This window comes from Mycobacterium sp. NPDC048908, from assembly GCF_043197955.1.
GTDB lineage: Bacteria > Actinomycetota > Actinomycetes > Mycobacteriales > Mycobacteriaceae > Mycobacterium.
Genome location: NZ_JBICUE010000004.1, coordinates 533,931 through 552,995, shown reverse-complemented (window position 1 = coordinate 552,995; position 19,065 = coordinate 533,931). Strand labels below are relative to the sequence as shown.

Sequence of the window (19,065 nt, the reverse complement as noted above, 5' to 3'; positions counted from 1 at the left end):
GAGAGAAGAGAGGTAGGGCCTACAGCGGGTTGAGGATCCGGTCGAGGAATTGGCGGGTGCGCTCCTCCTTTGGGTTGCCGATCACCTCGGCGGGCGGGCCCTGCTCGAGGATCACACCGCGATCGGTGAACAACACCTGATCGGAAACCTGCTTGGCGAACTGGATTTCGTGCGTGACGATCACCAGCGTCCAGCCCTCGACGGCCAGATCCCTGATGACCGAGAGCACCTCGCCGACCAGTTCGGGGTCCAACGCCGACGTCGGCTCGTCGAACAACACCACCTTGGGCTTCATCGCCAGCGCCCGTGCGATGCCGACGCGCTGTTGCTGGCCGCCCGAGAGTTGATACGGATACTGGTCACGCTTCTCGGCGAGGCCGACCTGGCCGAGCAACTCCAGCGCTTCGGTCTCGGCCTGCTCCTTCGGCCGCTTCTGCACGAAGATCGGTCCCTCGGTGATGTTCTGCAGCACCGTCTTGTGCGGAAACAGGTTGTGCGACTGGAACACAAAGCCGCTCTGCGCGCGATAGCGACGCAGTTCATCCTTGGGCACCGGCTTGGCGAAGTCCAGCTCCACTTCGCCGACGCGGATCACCCCGGCATCGGGCACATCCAACGCGTTGAGTGCCCGCAGCAGCGTTGTCTTACCTGAGCCCGACGGTCCGATGATCGTCGTCGCCGAGCCCTGCGGAACGGTGAACGAGACACCTTTGAGCACTTCGTTGTCCCCGAAGGCCTTGTGCACACCCTCGGCCACCACGCGGTTTTCCGTCATCGCGCCACATACCTTTCCAGCCGACGTTCAATGCGGGCCTGACCAAACGAGAGCACCAGGCAGATCACCCAGTAATACACCGCGGCCGTGCCGTACAACGCGAAGAACTCAAACGTCGGCGCCGCGATGATCTGGGCTTGCCGCAACAGCTCCGTGACCAGGATCGTCGAGGCGAGGGACGTATCTTTGACCAGTGAGATCAGCGTGTTCGACAGTGGCGGCACCGCCACCCGGGTGGCTTGCGGCAGGATGATACGTCGCAGCGTGCCAACATAATTCAACCCGATCGTCTCGGCCGCTTCCCATTGGCCCTTCGGAATGCTCTGGATCGCGGAACGGATGATCTCGGCCGCGTATCCACCGACGTTCAGTGAGAACGCGATGATGGCGGCCGGGAACGGATCGATCTTCACCCCAAGCTCCGGTAGCGCGTAGAACACGATGAAAAGCTGTACCAGCAACGGGGTCCCGCGAATGACCGAGATGTAGAACCGCGCCACATTCGTCAGGATCACGTTCGACGACAACCGGGCCAGCGCCACCGCGAGCGCGAGCACAAGGCCGATCACGAAGCTGATCACCGTCAAGGGAACGGTCTTGGTGATCGCCGCCTTGGCCAGTGGTCCCAGGCTGTCCAGGATCAGGTCCCAGGTCGACTTCGGCTCGGTCGGGTTCTGGGCCGCCTCAGGTGCTCCAGAGGCGTTGGCCTTCAGGTACTTCTGCGAGATGTCGGCCAAAGTGCCGTCGGCGCGCAATTCATCGAGCGCCTTGTTGAGGTCCGGCAGCAGCCCGCTGTTCTTTCGTGCGGCGAAGCCCTGTTCGCTTTTCTCGCCGACGTTTCCGGCGATCTTGACCGTCGTATCGCCCGTCTCGGCCAGGTATGCGTACACAGCGATGCTGTCGTTGACGACGACGTCGACCCGACCCTGGTTGAGCAGTTTGATCGCTTGGGTGAAGCCTTCGACCGCCTCGACGCGTGCGCCGGCCTTACGGGCCACGTCGGACCAGTTGCTGGTCGCGTTCTCCGCGGCGACCTTGCCTTTGAGGTCGGCCAGCGACTTGATCGAGTTGTCGTCGGCGCGGGTGACGATGACGCCCTCACCGACCGAGTAGGGCTCGGAGAGGTCGTATTTCTGCTTGCGCTCGTCGTTGATGGTCACCTCGTTTGCGACGATGTCGAATCGGTTGGCCTCCAGCGCGGCGAAGATCGAATCCCACGGCGTCTCGACGAATTCGGCTCTGACGCCGAGCTTGTCGGCGACCGCGCGGGCGACGTCCACGTCGTAGCCGACCAATTGACCGGTGGCGGGGTCATGGTAGCTGAAGGGTGAGTACACGCCTTCGGTGCCGACCCGCAGCACGCCGGCGGACTTGACGGGATTGTCGCCGTTGGACGCCTGCCCGCCGCATCCGGTGAGCAGAAGTGCGGCGAGCAGTACCACGGCCACGAGGGCTCTTCGTAGATTGGGCACCGGCGGACGCTAGCAAGGTTGGCGGCGCTACCCAAGGGTTCTGCTCAACGTGGAATGACATCGAACCGGATCGAGCCGTCGGCGGGGACAACGATCACCGGGTCGCGGCCCTTCTGCCATTCGGCGGCGAGAAGTATGAACTCGCTGGGTGTCCGGATGAGCAGGCGCAAATTGGAGTATTGGAAGTGATACCGGCTGCCCGGCGTAGAGATCTCCTGCACTCCCACCCCTGGACCCGAGACAAGCAAACGTTCCGCGCTGTAGAGCACGAACTCAGTGCTTGTCCGGGATTGCAACGTGTTCGCCCTGTCGCGCGCCTCGCGCTCGCCGTCGGCTCCCGCGTACAGGTTGGCGATCCACAGCACCCCCGCCAAGGCGAACGCAGCCGCGGCCATCGACCACACCCGATCGGACGAAACCGGCGATCGAGTTCCCGGCAGCAGCAATCGACGACCAAGGCCGACAGCCGCCGCGATGCCGATGACCGCCAGCGGCATCGGATAACCCCTCGAATACTGGGTGTAGCGCCATGCCACGATGCCATTGACCAGAACCGCGACGCAGATCACGATGACGACGACCACGACGATCACCGTCGCGCGCCTCAGTCGCGGTCGTGACTGGATGTAATCGACAGCCCGGCCGAGATGTCTGGCAGTCGCAAGCACCGCGAGAATCGCCAGAGCGCAGACGATTACCGGCGGCAAGGTCGCGTTGAGGCTGCCGATGACGTAGTCGCTCGTGGAGAACTGCAGCGCATGTGTGCCGATGCCGAAATAGCCGTAGAACGCTCCGGTCCGTACCCGTCCGTAGAAGAACAGCAGCGCCGTTATCAAGGCGGCCTGCGAGGCGATCGACGTGACGACAGCGACAAGCGCGGGTGGCAGCGCCTGCACCGGCGACGCCGGAGTCGACCGCGACGGCGCCTGTTGCTTTGCGAGAGCCGACATCTCAGGGCTCCGGGGTCGGACTCGGCACGTCAGGGTCGGACTCTGACGGGACGTCGACGTCCGTGGTCGGAGGCGGCGTGCTGATCAGCGGTGGCGCCGTCGTGGTTTCTGTGGACACCAGCGGGGGTGTCGTGGTGGCGGGGTCGATCGTTCCCGTCGCGATCGGTGGCGTGTAGTCGCCGGTCATCACCGAACCGGTGTCGTGCGTCTGGGTGCCCGGCGTGGGTCCGGCGGTCTGTGTCACCGTGTGCGTGACAACCGACGTCGGTCCGCTTTCGGACCCGGCTCCGCAGGCGGTGACGACCGCCAAACCGACGCTCACCATCGATGCCGTCGATGCCAACACCAATCCTCGCGGCAACGCCGATTGTGCCTTGTGCCCCATAGTCGCCCCCCACTGAACCGGTGATCTGCACACTATTTGGCGTCACGGCCGATTGGCCGCGTAACGGGCTACTCGATTTCCCAGCCTTACGCGGGGCGGTATATCCACGGCTCCCGGGGCAGCGCGGCCGGCCGGAATTCGACGAGCATGTCGGCCAGGTTGTCCGCGGTATAGCCCAGTGAGTCCGCGATCTGCGCGAGCGCCCGCTGCACCCCGATCTCGGCAAGCGTCACCGCGCCGTCGCGCTTGGCCAGTCGGGCGCCGTCCTCGTTGAGCACCAGAGCCACGTGCGCATACGTCGGCTGCGGGTAGCCGAGCAACTCGGCGAGGTAGGCCTGCCGCGGCGAGGACGACAGCAAGTCGTCACCGCGCACCACCTGGTCGACACCCTGTGCGGCGTCGTCGACCACCACGGCGAGGTTGTACGCGGCGACACCGTCGCCACGACGCACCACGAAATCGTCGACGATGCCGGTGTACTGGCCGTGCAGCAGATCGTGAACCGTGTGCACGAACGTCTCGGTGCGCAATCGCAGTGCCGGGGGGCGACCCGTCTCGCGCCGCCGGACCTCACGCTCGGCATCGGTCAAGTCGCGGCAGGTGCCCGGGTACGCTCCCTGGGGTGCGTGTGGAGCACGCGGGGCCTGCGCGATATCCCTTCTGGTGCAATAACACTCGTAGAGCAGGCCGCATCCTGCGAGATCCTCGACGACGGCGTCATAACGTTGCGGATGCCTGCTCTGCCACTCGGGTGGCTCGTCCCACGTCAGTCCCAGCGCCGCCAGATCGTCGAGTTGGCGGTTGGCGATGTCGGTGTGGGTGCGGTCGTCGAGGTCCTCGACGCGCATCAGGAAGCGACGTCCGGTCGAACGCGCGAACAGCCACGCGAGCACTGCGGTCCGCAGGTTGCCGATGTGGAGGTCGGCCGACGGGCTTGGCGCGAAGCGGCCTGCTCCCAATGCCATGCCCTCAGCTTGCCTTGGTCCGCGCTTCCTGCTTCTGAAGGGCCACCGAGGCCGCCCCCACGGTGGATTGAATGCCCACCCCGTGGCCCTGCACGGTGACGGCCAGCCTCGTGCGGTCTCCGCGGAACAGGTCGCGGGAGAATTCGCAGGGTGTTTCGTCCTGGTCGTAGGTGATCCTGGTGATCAGCAACAGCGCCGAGTTGGGTTTGATGCCGAGCAGCGAGGCTTCGGTCGGCGTCGCGTTGACCGCCTCGATGCGCTCCTCGGCACGCGCCGTCACGAGACCGTAATGGGTTTCCAGCACTTCGTATATCGAGCCGCCGAGTTGCTGTTCGAGCAAGCCGGGAAAGGCGTCCGCGGGGAACTGCGCGAGTTCCAGTGAGATGGGCGAGCCGTCCGCGAGCCGTACCCGCTGGATCTCGATGACGAAGTCGTTCGCGCCGACGCGCAACGCCTTCTGTGTGGTCCGGTCCGGCGACGTGATCCGCGTCGAGATGACCCGCGTCCCCGCGACGTAACCCTGGTGGGCGAGGAATGCGGGCACCCCGACCACATCCGACAGGCTGCGCTGCACCTGGGTGTGGCTGATGAAGATGCCGCCGGACCGGCCGATGGCCCGGTGAATTAGGCCGGCTTCCTCCAACGCCGCCAGCACCTGGCGCAGACTCGAGCGGCTGGTCTTGTAGTGCTCGGCGAGGTCGCGTTCGCTGCCGAGCTTGGCGCCGGGCTCGCCGGCGTTGATGTCGGCAACGATGCGCCGCCGCAAGTCCTCACTTGGCGTCGGCACCGGCCGCCCCTCCCCGCTGATTTGGTCTAACCAATTCTAGCGGAGGTCAGACCTCAGCAAGCGCCTGACTCGACTCTGGCAGAATCTGACCGCCGTCTACGACAAGCGTCTGACCCGTGATGTAGGCGGCTTCATCGGTGGCGAAGAACAAGGCCGCATTGCCGATGTCAGCCACACTACCCAGCCGCGCGGCGGGAATGGAGGCCGCCATTTGGTCCATGTATTCCTGGCCCATTTCGATCAGCCCTTCGGTGATGATGTTGCCGGGCAGCACCGCGTTGATCGTGATCTGCTTGGGCGCCAGTTCCATCGCCGCGGTGCGCAGGAAACCCAGTTGGGCGGCCTTGCTCGCTCCGTAGTGCGACCAGCCCGGGTAGCCGGTGATCGGCCCGGTGATCGACGACGTAATGATGACGCGGCCGTGGCCGCTGGCTGTCAGCGCAGGCAGCGCGGCCTGAATGATGAACACGGTGCCCTTGAAATTCACCGACAGCACCTCGTCGATGTCATCGGCGGTCAGGTCTTCGAGCCTGCCCGACGGGAATATACCCGCGTTCGCGCAGACGATGTCCACGCCGCCGAACTGTTCGACAGCGGTCTCGACCGCGCGGCGGCAGTCTTGCGGATTCGTCACGTCGGTCGCCAGGGCGCTGACTCGGCCTGGTTGGTCGGCCAGGCCCGCCACCGCGGCCTCCAGGTCGCCCTGGTTGCGCGCGGTCAGCAGCACGTTGACGCCTGCGGCAGCGAAGGTTTCGGCGATGCCGCGGCCGATTCCCTTACTGGCCCCGGTGACAATGGCCGTCCGACCGTCGAGTGAGGTGAACATCTGTCTCCTTCCGTCAGGCCAGGCGGCGGCCGTTTGAGCTGAGGTAGCGCTCAGCGAGTGCGCAACTGCCCTGCGCGTAACTGATTGCCTTGGTGCGGGATTCCTTCGAGTGGCTGTGCGTCCCCATCCACGCGAGCAGCATCAGCCTGCGCAGCAATACGAACGACGACAGCATGTCTTCGTCCTCGGCGGTGATCGAGCTGCGTGTGCGGTAGCCCGCAAGCCATGAGTCCTGCCATTCGGGCAGTGCGGGGTCGTCCTCGATGAACGACACCGCGGTACCGAAATCGTAGAAGAACCAACCGAACCCGCAATCGTCGAAGTCGATGACCGTGATGGTCGAGCCGTCGACGAGCAGGTTGGCGAGTCGAAGGTCGGCGTGAATCAGCCCGCACCGGTCGGGGCCCGCGCCGTAGGCCGAGAGCCGATCCTCTAGCAGTTGCTCAGCGCGGGCCAGGAGGCGGTGTTCGGCATCGCCGACGCCGTCGGCCTGCTGCCAGCGCCCCCACCGCGCCTCGGTCCCCAGGCTGTGCGCCCAGTCCCAGGAGAACCGGCTGAACGTGGCGGGCCGCGCCCACGCGTGCGAATGCTCGTGCAACGCCGCGGTGATCTGCCCGAGGGTGTGGAAGTCGTCGACGGTGACGGTCTGCTCGTCGGGTTCCGCGCCGGCGACCATGGCGAAATGCACGACGTGCCGGTCGGTTCCGTTGACGTTCACCGTCACCAAGCGTCGGCCATCCGCGGCAGGCAGTACCGTCGGCACGGTGATGTCGCTGTCGCGCCGCAGGGCGTCGAGCCAATCCAGTTCCGACTCGATCTGGTGTGGCAGATGGTAATTCTCACGGTGCACACGCAGGATCGACTGCTGCCCGGTGGCGGTGTCTTCGACCGCGTAGGTGGCATTCTCCGACAGGTTCAACAGTCGCAAGGTGGAATTCTGCGCGAGTCCGTAATCGGCCAGCGCGCGTTCTGCGACGGCGCGGTCGTCGACGATCACGCCATTGGAGTTCACCATCAGTGGTCGCGTCCCTCGATTCCGGCCAGCACCGCAGAGATCCGGTCCCGCGCCGCGGTGACGTCCTTCGTGCTGCCGCCGATGTACAGCCGCCCGGCAGCGCCGATCATCTGTACGTCGACGATAGTGAGCTCAGGGGCGGCCCGCTCGGCTTCGTTGGCCGCGACCGCGGCGAACAAGGCCGGTGTCATCTCGAACACCAGCAGCGCCTGCCCCGGCAGGATCATCGACGCCTGGCGGTTGCGGTTGAGGATCACCGCATGCTGATCGGTGATGTCCTCGATGATGTCGTGGAACAGCACCCGCGGGCGCAGCTGATCGGCAGCCTTCGCGCCGGTGCCCTGCAAGATCGCCTCACCGGCGCGGCGCACCTCCGCCAGGTCTGCGGAGTGCACCTCCAGGACGCCGAATTGCCGCTCCACGTAGAGGATTCCCACCTGCACCCCTGGTACGTCCCGCAGCGCGAGGTCGATCACCCGCTCGATCGCCAGGGCGGGTGACACCTCGACGATCAGCGCGTGTTCGCCTTCGTACGGCGGATACCCTCTGGCGCGGGTCGGCGTTCCCAGGTAGGCGGCGAACTGCCGCTGTAGATCCTCGACAAGGAGGTAGACGCGGATGTCGGTGCGCGCCGGTGTTGTGGTCGCGGCCATGGTCGAACTACTGTGCGGCGACGGCGAAGTGCGCGCCCAATTCGTTGTGCGGCCGCGGGATCACGTGCACACTGATCAGTTCGCCGACTTGTGAGGCGGATTCGGCGCCCGCCTCGGTGGCTGCCTTCACAGCTCCCACCTCACCGGTGACAATGACGGCGACCAGTCCGTCGCCCACCTGCTGCCGGTCGGTGATGGTGACGTTGGCCGCCTTGACCATCGCATCCGCAGCGGCCAGCGCTGCGACGTATCCCTTGGTCTCGATCATTCCAATCGCGTTGCTGGGCATGGTGTTTCTCCTTGTTTACTCGGTTACTTTACGAATCTGTGGATCGACTGACCCGATGATGAGCGCGTCGACAGGGGGTGGCGTACCGGTGAACCAGTTCGAGGCGACCGACCCCTGGGCAACCAGCACCTGCTCACCCACCCCGCTGCCGAGCACGTCGAACGCGATCAGTCGCGAGCCGGATCCGTCGGTTTCGACCTCGAGGAAAGCCCCTGCGGGCAGTCCGTCGATGCGACGCGTGGACCACACCTGACCGGTGACCCGTCCTGTAATCACTTTCGCTCCTTTTGAATCGAGACGCCAAGCGCACGCGCCTTCTCACGGGCCAGCGGGGTCAGCACCGCCCTGGGTCCGAGGATCAGCGCGCCACCGGACGCGGCGACGTCGACGATCTGACGCTCTGTCACGGCGCCACGGTCGACGCGGTGCGCCGATGCCTGCGCACCTGACGCGTTGCCTGCCAGCCGGAAGCTCAGCCTGCCGTTGCGCACGTCGGCGCGTGTCTTCGGGTTCTCGAACAGCCGCAGAAGATGTCGCACGAACGCGTCGAGGTCGGTGTCGGTGGCGATGCGGACGGTGTCGGTGCGGGTCTTCTCGCCGGCGGCGAGCGGGCCGGTCGGCTGAAAGCCGTTGTGGCTGACGGCGCTTGGTTGCGGGACCAGATCGGCGACCGCGTCGCGGACCACCTCCCTGACCAGCGCGCGCAGGTCGGCGCCCTCAAGGGTCACGTCGCGCTCCGTGCCAACGCGTCTTGGGCGGCGGCCGCGGCCTGCCGAACGTCGGCTTCGGTGCCCGACAGGTAGACCCGGCCCGTCGCGCCGATCATTCGGTAATCGACGACCTTGATCTCGGCGGCCTTCTCGGCCTCATTGGTGGCCAGGATCGCATACGAGGCGGGCTGCACCTCGAGCACGAACAGCGACTCACCCGGCAGCACCATCGAGCCGATCTTGTTGCGGTTGATCAGGAAAGCGTGCTGCTGGTCGACGCTGGAGATGATGCGTGCGGCCAAGATCGTGGGGCGGACGGCGCGGTCGGCATCATTGCCGAGTTCCTGCAGCGCCGCGTCGGCCGCAGCCTTCACGGCGCCGGTTTCACCGTGAAATTCCAGATAGCCGAATTGCCGCTCCACCACCAGCACTCCTGCCTTCACGTCGGCATGCTTGAGGGCGACGTCGGTGATGCCCTCGATGTCCAACCCCGGGGCCACCTCGATGATCTGCGCCGCGACGTCGGCTCGCGGCAGGGCGCCGCGGACCCAGGTGCCCAGATATGACATCGTCTGCGGCTGCAGACGATCGATGAAGATGAAGGAACGTAGTTCAGCCACGGCTCACCTCTTGATGAGTTGTGCGAGTTCTTCGACAACGAGTTGGCGGAGTTCGGTCCGCAGGGCGTCAAGGCCGGGGTCGGGCGGCCGGGTCGCAACGGGGTGTCCGTTGCGCGCCTGCTGCTGCGGCGTGAAGACATCGCGCTCGTTGGAGGCGCGAGGGTAGGCGGGCACGGGGCCAGCGGGGGAGCGCCACGGCGTGATGCCGGCGAAATTGGGCATCTTCACCGCCGCATCGCTGGCGTACGCGATCCGCGTCCAGTTCATCAGGTTGTGCGGCTGTAGATTCTCGCCGAGTGAGCTGCGGCCGACGAATCCGGTGCCGAGTGTCATCGATGGGGCCAGGTTGGTGTCCAGCCCGGAGCTGCCGGTGCTGTTGCCGACGTTGATCGATACCCGCAATACCGGTACCTCGGTAGCGAACTCCATTATGGTATGCGGATTTTCGCTGTGAATGGCCGCCGAGTGTCCGGCACCGCCGATCCGCACCACGGCTGCAGCCGCCCGAATCCCGCGGCGAGTGTCCGCGACGACCGTCATGCCGAGCACCGGGGACAGCTTCTCGTGGGCGAACGGTTGTTCGTCGATGACATGGTCGAACGGGGCGATGAGCACTCGGGTTTTCGGGGTCACCCGGAGGCCGGCCTGTCCTGCGATCCACGCCGCGTCCCGGCCGACCACATCGGTGTTGAGGTGCCCGAACGGGAACATGAACTCCCGCAGTCGCTGCGCGTCGTCGGGATCCAGAATGTGCGCGCCGTTGCGGGTGAGCGCAGATCGTAGCTTGTCTGCGACGGACTCCTCGGCGATGAGCACCGATTCGTTGGTGCACAACACCGAATTGTCGAACGCCTTGCTCTCGACGATGCTGCGCGCCGCAGCGTCGACGTCGGCGCTGGCGTCGACGAAGACCGGGACGTTACCCGGTCCGACGCCGAGCGCGGGATTGCCGGAGGAATATGCTGCCCGTACCACCCCGGTGCCGCCCGTCGCGACGATGACATCGGTGCGCTCGTCGGCCATCAACGCCTCGGCCAACGGGATGGACGGTTCGGTCACCGCTTGCACGATGCCGTCGGGCGCCCCCGCCTTGACAGCGGCCTGGGCGAGTATCCGGGCCGCGTCTGCCGAACACTGCTTGGCCCTCGGGTGTGGTGTCACCACGACGGCGTTGCGGGTCATCAGCGCGAGGATGATGTTGAAGTACACGGTGGCAACGGGATTGGTGGTCGGCGTGATGGCAAGCACCACCCCTGCGGGGCGCGGTATCTCGACGATCTTGCGAGTGGTGTCGATGCGCGGGGTGATCAGATCCGCGCCGCGATAGTGCTCGACGATGCCCCGCGAACAGGCACGGTTCTTGATCACCTTGTGCGCAGCGACGCCCATCCCGGTCTCGCTGACCGCCGATTCCGCCAACCGTTCGGCCGCGGCGTGCCCCGCGTCCGCGACGGCGCTGACGATCGCGGCGACCGAGGCCTGGTCGTAATCGGCGTACGCCCGGGCAGCCCATCGGGCGCGTTCGAGCAGATGGCCGGCATGCGCAATCGCGGTCACGATGTCCGCCTCTCAGTCGCGGCTTTGCGGGCGCAGCGGACGGCGACGTCGAGGCGATCGAGTACGTCCTCGCACAGGTCGCGACCCAGCAGGATGCCCGGTTTGAACTGCAGCACACGGGGATCCAGCGTGGAGAAAATCGCCCAGACCCCGTTTTCGTAGAGTTCCCGCATCACGAACTTCGCGCCCTCGGGGTGGTCGAACTCCAAGCCGATCACCACGCCGTTCTGCCGGATCCCGACGAACCAGTCGGAGTTGTCCGCCTGGATCCTGCGCAGCCCGGCGGAGAACAGGTCGGCGATGTAGTGCACCATCGACCGGACCTCGGGTCTGCTGGTGATCTCGAGCGTCTTGACTCCGGCGACGCAGCCCAGTTCCGCACCGCCGAACGTCGAGATGTGCGCGAACCCGTCCTCGTGGAGCCATTGGGCGGCCCGATCGCTGAGCATCGCCGCCGTGATCGGATACATCCCGCCGGACAGTCCCTTGCCGGTGACGATGATGTCCGGTTCGATGCCGTGCTTGGTGATGGCCCACATCTCGCCGGTTCGCATCAAGCCGGTCTGCACTTCGTCGGCGATGTAGAGCGCGCCGTGTTTGTCGGCCAGATCCTTGACCGCCTCCAGGTATCCCGGTGGAGGCAAAGGGAATCCGTATGTGGCGGGGATCGTCTCCATGACGACCGCGGCGACGTCGTTGCCGGACAGCGCCTGCGCCATCGCGTCGGCATCGCCGAACGGAACCTGGATGAACTGGTCGGGTTGGTCGGAAAGGAAGATCTTGGCGAACCGGTCGTCCCCGGTTGCCACGGCCAACCCGGTGTGGCCGTGGTAAGCCTTGACGATCGAGACGATCTTGCGGCGTTTGGTGGCGTGGCGTGCACTCTTGATCGCGATGTCGATGGCCTCTCCGCCCCCGGATCCGAATGCGACCTTGGTGATCGAGGAGGGCGCGGATTCCACCAGTCGCTGCGCCAACGCCGTCCGAGCCACCGAGGGGAAGTGGTGGTTGCCGACGTCGAAGTACTCGGTCGCCTCTGAGATCGCTTGTACCAGTTCGGCATTGCGGTGGCCGAGGTTGTATGTGCCGCCGTTGAGATGCATGTCGATCAGCCGGCGACCGCTCATATCCCACAGGTAATAGCCGTCGCGGCGGTCGATCACCAGGTCGACGCCTTCGTCGATCCAGAACTGCGTTTTGCCCGGATTCCAGAACTGCTTGGCCTGGTCCAACACCTGGGCCTTGGAGTCGAACGAGAATGCGCCGTAGTCGTACATGCGGGTCCTCCGCGGAGTTGAGGCAGCCCCTACCTTAAAAAGGGTGGACCATTTATGTCAATGGTTGAAGAAGGGTCTTGCCAAGCTTAATTGGTAGTGCCAAACTCCAAGGGTTCGTGCTGTGGTGTGCGCCACACCGGATTGCCCGTCGACCGCTCGGAAGGCTGCCCATATGACCGACCAAGTCGAAATCCGCGACGAAAACCATAAGACCGGCCAGGTTCAGCGACTGAAACCGAACGCCGTCGGGATCGTCGGCGTGATGTTCATGGCGGTGGCCACGGCCGCCCCCATCACCGCAATGGTCGGCAACGTCCCGATCGCGGTCGGCTTCGGAAATGGTTCGCACGCGCCCGCGGGCTACCTGGTGGCGACGATCGTGCTGTCGTTGTTCGCCATCGGCTACGCCACCATGGCCAAGCACCTCACCGCCACCGGCGCCTTCTACGGATACATCGCCCACGGGTTGGGCCGAATCGTCGGCATGGCCAGCGGTGCACTCATCACGATGGCCTACGTCGTCTTCGAGGGCTCACTGATCGGCATCTTCTCGTTCTTCTTCCAGAACCTCATGCAGTCGCAACTCGGCATCCACGTGCACTGGATCGTTCCCGCGTTGCTGATGTTGGTGCTGAACTCGGTGCTCGCCTTTTACGACATCAACATCGCCGCCAAGGTGCTCGGTGTGTTCCTGATAACCGAGATCGTCATGCTGTCCCTTGGGGCACTCGCGGTGCTGTTCCACGGTGGCGGCCCTGACGGGTTCGCAGTCGGTGAGACGCTGAACCCGATCGGGGCGTTCCAGCCCGCGGCCGGAATCGCGGGTGCGAGTGCCGGACTGGGCCTGTTCTTCGCGTTCTGGTCATGGGTGGGATTCGAATCGACCGCCATGTACGGCGAGGAGTCGCGCAACCCGAAGAAGATCATCCCGATCGCCACCGTCGCGAGCGTTCTCGGCATCGGCCTGTTCTACGTGTTCGTCTCATGGATGGCGGTGGCGGGAACCGGTCCGCAGCACGCGATCGACCTGGCGCAGGACGCCGCCACTGCAGGCGACATCTTCTTCGGCCCGGTGCGCGGTTACTACGGTGAGTGGGCGATCACGATGTTCAACATCCTGCTGTGCACCGGTTCGTTCGCGTGCGGCATGGCGTTCCACAACTGCGCGTCTCGCTACCTCTATGCGCTTGGCCGCGAAGGCCTTTCGAAGCGGCTGCAGCGGACCATCGGCGCCACACATCACAAGCACGGATCCCCGCACATCGCATCGTTCGTGCAGACCGGCGTGACGCTGGTGATCATCCTGGCCTTCCTGGCCGCAGGCATGGATCCGTACGTGCACATGTACACGCTGTTGGCCATTCTCGGCACGATGGCGATCCTGATCGTGCAGTCACTGTGCGCGTTCGCGGTGATCAGTTTCTTCCACTTCCGCAAGAACCACCCGACCAGCAAGCACTGGTTCCGGACGTTCATCTCGCCCCTGCTCGGTGGCATCGGGATGCTGTATGTCGTGCTGCTGTTGTGGCAGCACAAAGAGGCGGCGGCGGGCGCGGCGGCAGGAACGCTTCTGTTCAAGTTGACGCCGTGGATCGTCGTCGGGCTGTTCGTCTTCGGCGGGGGCCTTGCGCTCTACTTCAAGTACCGTGATCCTCGTCGCTTCGAGTTGATCGGCCGGATCGTCTACGACGAAACCGAAGTCCGCGAGTAGGAGAGCTGTCCCGCCAGTGCGCGAAAAGGATCTCGACTTGGGGCGGATGCGGGTTCTCGACGCGAAACCGGTGAACCTCGACGGGTTCTCTGTGACCAACCCTGAGCTCGGACTCGTCGCCATGCGCAGCCCGCACGACCCCGAGCCGTCACTGGTGGTAGCGGAGCGGGGCCGCGAAAAAGTTGTGGTGGAACTCGACGGCAAGCCTGCGCAGGACTTCGACGTCATCGACGAGTTCATCGCGCACTACGGGCTGGATCTCGACGCCGCAGGCGAAGCGATGGCGCTCGAGGACGCGGTGCTGGCCCGGATGACAGTGGACGTCAACGTGCCGCGCGCCGAGGTGGTCCGGCTGATCGGTGGGACCACGCCCGCGAAACTGGCGCGCGTCGTCGCGTTGCTCACGCCAGTCGAGATGCAGATGGCGATGGCCAAGATGCGGGCGAGGCGGACACCGAGCAACCAGGCCCACGTCACCAACCAACTCGACGATCCGCTGCTCATCGCGGCGGACGCGGCCAGCGCCGTCGCGTACGGCTTCCGTGAGGTCGAAACGACGGTGCCGGTGCTCGGTGACGCACCGTCCAACGCGGTCGCCCTGCTGATCGGCAGCCAGGTCGGCATCCCCGGTGCGATGGCCCAGTGTTCGATCGAGGAGGCGCTCGAGTTGCGGCTGGGCCTGCGCGGGCTGACCAGCTACGCCGAGACGATCTCGATCTACGGCACCGAGCAGGTGTTCGTCGACGGTGACGACACCCCGTTCTCGAAGGCGATGCTGACCTCCGCCTATGCCTCCCGGGGACTGAAGATGCGCGTCACCAGTGGTGGCGGCGCCGAGGTGCTGATGGGTGCGGCGGAGAAGTGCTCGATCCTGTACCTGGAGTCACGGTGTGTTTCACTCGCGCGAGCGTTGGGCTCACAAGGGGTGCAAAACGGTGGCATCGACGGTGTCGGCGTCGTGTCCTCGGTGCCGGAGGGCATGAAGGAACTTCTTGCCGAGAATCTGATGGTGATGTTGCGCGATCTGGAATCCTGCGCGGGCAACGACAATCTGATCTCCGAATCCGACATCCGCCGTAGCGCGCACACGCTGCCCGTCCTGCTCGCGGGCGCCGACTTCATCTTCTCGGGCTTCGGGTCGATTCCGCGCTACGACAACGCGTTCGCCCTGTCCAACTTCAACGCCGACGACATGGACGACTACCTTGTGCTGCAACGGGATTGGGCAGCCGACGGGGGGCTGCGCACCGTGTCGGCCGAACATCTCGCGAAGGTGCGTCGACGCGCAGCCACCGCAGTCCAAGCGGTCTACCGCGACCTCGGGCTGGCCGATTACGACGACGCGCGAATCGATGAAGTCGTGGCCGCCAACGACTCCCGTGACCTGTCGCCCGGCTATCCCAAGATGGTCGCCGAGGCGGCCGCCGCGATCGAGGCCAAGCAACTGACCGTCTTCGACATCATCGCGTCGTTGAAGCGAACCGGCTTTGACGAAGAGGCCGAGTCGATCATGCGGCTCACCCGGGAACGGCTGCGCGGCGACCAACTGCAGACCTCGGCCATTTTCGACGAGAACTTCCGAGTGCTCTCGAAACTCACCGATCCCAACGACTATGCCGGTCCCGGCACGGGATACACGCCGACCGACCAACGCCGCGCCGAAATCGACAACATCCGGCAGGCCCGCACAGTCGCCGAGTTGACCGCCGATCAGGCCGAGCACCGCGATCACCTATCCGTCACCGCGGTGGAGCCGGCACAGCAGGGCAGCGATCCACGCGAGGTGTGTATCGGGCTGTCTCCCGCGTTCGCCCGCACCGTGTGGCTGACGCTGTGCGGGCTGACGGTCGGCGAGGTGCTGCGCCAGATCGAGGCGGGTCTGGAGGAAGAGGGTTCTGTGCCTCGGCTGGTCCGGGTCCGGTCGACGATCGACGTCGGGTTGATCGGTCTCACGGCCGCCCGGCTGTCGGGCTCGGGGATTGGAATCGGGCTGCAGGGCAAGGGAACCGCGCTCATCCATCGACGGGATCTGACCCCGCTTGCCAATCTCGAGCTGTTCAGCGTCGCGCCCCTGCTGACCGCGAAGATGTACCGTGAACTCGGCAAGAACGCGGGCAGGCACGCCAAGGGCATGACGCCCGTTCCGATCCTGAGCGGGGGCACCGATGAATCGATCTCGGCCCGTTATCAGGCGAGGACGGTGGCGCTAGTCGCGTTGGAGCGTGAGCTGTGCGAACCCGGGGAGCCGCCGCTCACGGTGAAGGCGACGCGCAGATGAGCGGCAAGTTCACCGTGCAGGCGGCCCTCGACGGCAAGCTGGAGTTGTCGGATCTGCGGATGGATCCCGCCACGCTGGCGCATCAGGCCGCGGTGGCCCGCGATGGTGGCAACCCGCAACTGGCCGAGAACTTCTTGCGCGCAGCGGAATTGGCCACTCTCGACGGTGAAGAAGTGATGGGCCTCTACGAGGCGTTGCGCCCGCACCGGTCCACCGCCGACGAACTCGAGTCGTTGCGGTCGTCGCTTCAGGCACGCGGCGCAACGCGGTGCGCAGAACTTGTCCGGCACGCCGCGGCGGTGTACGCGCGGCGAGGTCTGTTGCGTTGATCGTCGCCGGAATCGACGTCGGCAACCACACCACGGAGATCGTGCTGGCCCGCGTCGGTGACGGCGAGTTGGAATCGATCGCGCACGGGCAGGCGCCGACCCGCGGCCGCAAGGGTTCCCGGGAGTCGCTGGAAGGTGCTGCCGCCCTGCTGCACAAGTTGGAAGTCGACGCCGGGGTATCGGTCGATCGGCTGCTACTCGCCACGTTGCGCCCGGTGGACACGTCGACGGCCCCGCTGCCGCCGGCCTCGTCGCCGCGCTCGCCGGTGCGCAGTCTGCGCAAGCCGGACGCGCGGACACCGGCGGGAACTGGATCGGCGGTCGGTCGACATGTTCCGCTCGCTGGACTCGCGCGCGAGATGATCGACGGGCCGGTGATAGTTTCCGTCGACTCGGTGACCGATTTCGAGGTCGCGGCGGCAGAGATCGCGAGTGGTGTCGGCCGGGGATGGCAGATCGTCGGCGTGATCGCCGCTCAGGACGACGCCGTGCTGATTCGCAACCGGATTCCGATCGACGTCCCGGTGGTCGACGAGGTCGATGTCGACGGTGTGCAGCCGGGTGCCCTGGTAGCGGTGGAGGTCGTCGAGGAGGGCAGGGCGTACCGGGCGTTGGCTGATCCGATCGCACTGACGGCTGCGCTGCAGCTGGCGCATGACGAGATCCATCAGGTGGCGGAATTCACCAGGGAATTGGCGGATTCGCCGGCCATCGCCGTGACACGGCGAACGGGCCCGCAAGTGGCTCCCGCGCCGGACGGTGACTACGTCGACTGTCGTGTCGACGGTGAGGTGACCCGGTACTCACCGGCCCAGGCGCACAGCGTGTTGCGACTCAGCTCGCCGGGAAATGTCGTGGCCGTGCGCATTGCGGCAATCTCGACAGCCGAACAGGGGATGGCGGTCGACGACGCGTTCTTCACCGACCTGTCGTCAATCGACAACGGCGCATGGCTGCGTCGCGGTGTCGTCGATGCCCGCGGAACGGTCGTGGCACTTCTTGCCGCCGAACATGTTTCGGATGCCGCGGCCACCCTGGCGGAACTGACCGACCGCCCCGCGCAGACCATCGCCAGCGAACCCGAGGCGTCGGCGTGCGGCGCCCACACAACGCCGGGGTTGCCGTCCGACTCGATCGTCTGTGACATCGGCGGCGGCACCATTGATGTGGTGGATGCGCACCGCACCGTGGTCGCGGCAGGTGCGGGCGAGACCATCACCGTTGCGGTATCCCGGGTGCTGGGCATTCCGCGGGCGCTCGCCGAGCGCGTCAAGCGCACTCCCGCATTGCGCGTGGAGAACCCGCACATCGCACACGAGGAAGACGGGCGCCGTGTCTTCCTCGATCACCCGGCGAGCGCCGACGCCATCGGATGGCTGTGCACCCGCGGAAGCGCCGGGCTCGTCCCGTTTTCCAGCAGGCTTGCGGCCGAAGAGTGGCGCAGCCTGCGGTTGGCGATCAAACAAGAAACGGTGGCGGCCAACATCGCAAGGTGTCTGCGGGCGTTTGACCACTCTCCGACGGCACTCGTGTTGGCCGGCGGAGGTGCCCTCGACGACGAACTGCTGCGCGCCGTGGCCGAATCGCTGCGCGCGATTCCGGTTGCGGTCGGCCGCGCCAACATCGACGGCCGGCACGGGCCGAGGTACGCGGTGGCCTCAGGCCTGGTACACCTCTACGCGCAAGCCACGGCCGGCTAACGCTCCCACGGCGCCGTCTCGCCCATCTTCTTGTAGTACTTGGCCAGGTGGCTCTTCACCCGGTCGATGTCGTCTTTCGGCAGATCGATGCCGCCGCGTGCGCCGTCCATGATCGCGCCCGCCGCCATCACGCCGCGCGGTACCACCTCGAGCTTGCCGCCGATCACATCGGCGATCAGCAGCTTGTAGCCGGTGAAGTTGTGCTTCTTGTCGTTGTCGTACCAGACGTGCGCGTCGCGGTACTTCTCGTTGGGCCCCTCTTCTGCACCGGCCCACTTCCGAACCCGTTTGTCGGCCGCGTCGCCGTCCCACTCGCGGTCCCGATCGGCGAGCGGCAGATCCTTGAATGCTGTCACTGACATCTCGAACGCGTGCCCACCGAGCAGGTTCACTAAACCGCCAGCGCGGCCTCGAATTCGGTGCAGAACCACTCGACATCGCTATCGGAAAACACCAGTGGAGGACGGATTTTCAGTACAACCCGTTCGCCGGGCCGAGCACCCGGTCTCGTGCGGCGAGCAATGGGTCGCCGTCTTCGCCGCCGCGGTACGCGTTCGAGTCCATGATGTTCGAGAAGCTCATCGGGCATCAGTGTGCTTGATTGCGAGTAACGGCGCGACCGGCGTGCCCGCCGGGTCCGATCGGATGCGGTTCTCTGTCAACAAAATTACGACCGGTACACGGCCCACCAGAAGTCGGCCGGAAATAAGCGGCGGGGTTAATTTCGCGGAACGGGGGTAGTCCAAGTGTGTGAGGAGCGGAGCCG

20 protein-coding genes are annotated in these 19,065 nt (G+C 65.6%); 4 read left to right on the top strand and 16 right to left on the bottom strand.

What is annotated here, in order from left to right; all coding sequences use genetic code 11:
• Positions 1 to 19: 19 nt before the first annotated feature.
• The 15 genes from ACGFK1_RS14785 to ACGFK1_RS14715 form a co-directional block, all read right to left on the bottom strand.
• Positions 20 to 775, bottom strand: a complete 756-nt coding sequence (locus ACGFK1_RS14785; RefSeq protein WP_393430005.1) for an amino acid ABC transporter ATP-binding protein — start codon at positions 773 to 775, stop codon at positions 20 to 22.
• Positions 772 to 2,223, bottom strand: coding sequence for an ABC transporter permease subunit (locus ACGFK1_RS14780; protein WP_393430002.1), 1,452 nt, complete (start codon positions 2,221 to 2,223; stop codon positions 772 to 774). Before ACGFK1_RS14780 ends, ACGFK1_RS14785 begins: the two co-directional genes overlap by 4 nt.
• Positions 2,224 to 2,291: 68 nt before the next feature.
• On the bottom strand, positions 2,292 to 3,197 hold the full coding sequence (locus tag ACGFK1_RS14775) for a hypothetical protein (RefSeq protein WP_393429999.1): 906 nt from the start codon (positions 3,195 to 3,197) through the stop codon (positions 2,292 to 2,294).
• A 1-nt stretch (position 3,198) separates the two neighbouring features.
• Positions 3,199 to 3,582 carry a hypothetical protein gene (locus ACGFK1_RS14770; protein WP_393429996.1) on the bottom strand — a complete coding sequence of 128 codons (384 nt, stop codon included), beginning with the start codon at positions 3,580 to 3,582 and terminating at the stop codon, positions 3,199 to 3,201.
• Between the two features lie 86 nt (positions 3,583 to 3,668).
• Positions 3,669 to 4,547: a tRNA glutamyl-Q(34) synthetase GluQRS gene (gene gluQRS, locus ACGFK1_RS14765; protein ID WP_393429993.1), complete on the bottom strand. Its 879-nt coding sequence runs from the start codon at positions 4,545 to 4,547 to the stop codon at positions 3,669 to 3,671.
• A gap of 4 nt (positions 4,548 to 4,551) precedes the next feature.
• Positions 4,552 to 5,334, bottom strand: a complete 783-nt coding sequence (locus tag ACGFK1_RS14760; RefSeq protein ID WP_393429991.1) for a GntR family transcriptional regulator — start codon at positions 5,332 to 5,334, stop codon at positions 4,552 to 4,554.
• Positions 5,335 to 5,380: 46 nt separating this feature from the next.
• Entirely contained in the window at positions 5,381 to 6,160 is a 780-nt protein-coding gene (gene fabG / locus ACGFK1_RS14755; RefSeq protein WP_393429988.1) for a 3-oxoacyl-ACP reductase FabG, read from the bottom strand.
• Positions 6,161 to 6,173: 13 nt separating this feature from the next.
• Entirely contained in the window at positions 6,174 to 7,175 is a 1,002-nt protein-coding gene (locus tag ACGFK1_RS14750) for a phosphotransferase enzyme family protein (RefSeq protein WP_393429985.1), read from the bottom strand.
• Entirely contained in the window at positions 7,175 to 7,828 is a 654-nt protein-coding gene (locus ACGFK1_RS14745) for a microcompartment protein (protein WP_393429982.1), read from the bottom strand. Before ACGFK1_RS14745 ends, ACGFK1_RS14750 begins: the two co-directional genes overlap by 1 nt.
• A 7-nt stretch (positions 7,829 to 7,835) precedes the next feature.
• Positions 7,836 to 8,117 (bottom strand): BMC domain-containing protein, encoded by a 282-nt coding sequence (locus ACGFK1_RS14740; RefSeq protein WP_067796706.1) that lies wholly within the window; start codon positions 8,115 to 8,117, stop codon positions 7,836 to 7,838.
• 15 nt (positions 8,118 to 8,132) lie between these two features.
• The gene (locus ACGFK1_RS14735) at positions 8,133 to 8,393 is read right to left on the bottom strand and encodes a EutN/CcmL family microcompartment protein (RefSeq protein ID WP_393429979.1); all 261 of its coding nucleotides are present in this window, start codon (positions 8,391 to 8,393) and stop codon (positions 8,133 to 8,135) included.
• The gene (locus ACGFK1_RS14730; RefSeq protein WP_393429976.1) at positions 8,390 to 8,845 is read right to left on the bottom strand and encodes a hypothetical protein; all 456 of its coding nucleotides are present in this window, start codon (positions 8,843 to 8,845) and stop codon (positions 8,390 to 8,392) included. Before ACGFK1_RS14730 ends, ACGFK1_RS14735 begins: the two co-directional genes overlap by 4 nt.
• A complete protein-coding gene (locus ACGFK1_RS14725) occupies positions 8,842 to 9,447 on the bottom strand; it encodes a BMC domain-containing protein (RefSeq protein ID WP_393429973.1) in 606 nt (201 codons plus the stop codon). Before ACGFK1_RS14725 ends, ACGFK1_RS14730 begins: the two co-directional genes overlap by 4 nt.
• A gap of 3 nt (positions 9,448 to 9,450) precedes the next feature.
• The gene (locus tag ACGFK1_RS14720; protein ID WP_393429971.1) at positions 9,451 to 11,004 is read right to left on the bottom strand and encodes an aldehyde dehydrogenase family protein; all 1,554 of its coding nucleotides are present in this window, start codon (positions 11,002 to 11,004) and stop codon (positions 9,451 to 9,453) included.
• On the bottom strand, positions 11,001 to 12,281 hold the full coding sequence (locus tag ACGFK1_RS14715; RefSeq protein WP_393429968.1) for an aspartate aminotransferase family protein: 1,281 nt from the start codon (positions 12,279 to 12,281) through the stop codon (positions 11,001 to 11,003). Before ACGFK1_RS14715 ends, ACGFK1_RS14720 begins: the two co-directional genes overlap by 4 nt.
• A 172-nt stretch (positions 12,282 to 12,453) precedes the next feature.
• Here ACGFK1_RS14715 and ACGFK1_RS14710 point away from each other — a divergent pair, with 172 nt between their 5' ends.
• The 4 genes from ACGFK1_RS14710 to ACGFK1_RS14695 are packed head-to-tail and all read left to right on the top strand — an operon-like array spanning position 12,454 to position 18,299.
• The gene (locus ACGFK1_RS14710) at positions 12,454 to 13,992 is read left to right on the top strand and encodes an APC family permease (protein WP_393429965.1); all 1,539 of its coding nucleotides are present in this window, start codon (positions 12,454 to 12,456) and stop codon (positions 13,990 to 13,992) included.
• 46 nt (positions 13,993 to 14,038) lie between these two features.
• Complete coding sequence (locus ACGFK1_RS14705) at positions 14,039 to 16,270, top strand: propanediol/glycerol family dehydratase large subunit (protein WP_393430141.1); 2,232 nt, start codon at positions 14,039 to 14,041, stop codon at positions 16,268 to 16,270.
• Entirely contained in the window at positions 16,267 to 16,599 is a 333-nt protein-coding gene (locus tag ACGFK1_RS14700; protein ID WP_393429961.1) for a diol dehydratase small subunit, read from the top strand. Before ACGFK1_RS14705 ends, ACGFK1_RS14700 begins: the two co-directional genes overlap by 4 nt.
• Positions 16,599 to 18,299, top strand: coding sequence for a diol dehydratase reactivase ATPase-like domain-containing protein (locus ACGFK1_RS14695; RefSeq protein ID WP_393430139.1), 1,701 nt, complete (start codon positions 16,599 to 16,601; stop codon positions 18,297 to 18,299). Before ACGFK1_RS14700 ends, ACGFK1_RS14695 begins: the two co-directional genes overlap by 1 nt.
• Here ACGFK1_RS14695 and ACGFK1_RS14690 read toward each other — a convergent pair.
• Positions 18,296 to 18,661 (bottom strand): hypothetical protein, encoded by a 366-nt coding sequence (locus ACGFK1_RS14690; RefSeq protein WP_393429958.1) that lies wholly within the window; start codon positions 18,659 to 18,661, stop codon positions 18,296 to 18,298. The genes ACGFK1_RS14695 and ACGFK1_RS14690 overlap by 4 nt on opposite strands.
• Positions 18,662 to 19,065: the final 404 nt, after the last annotated feature.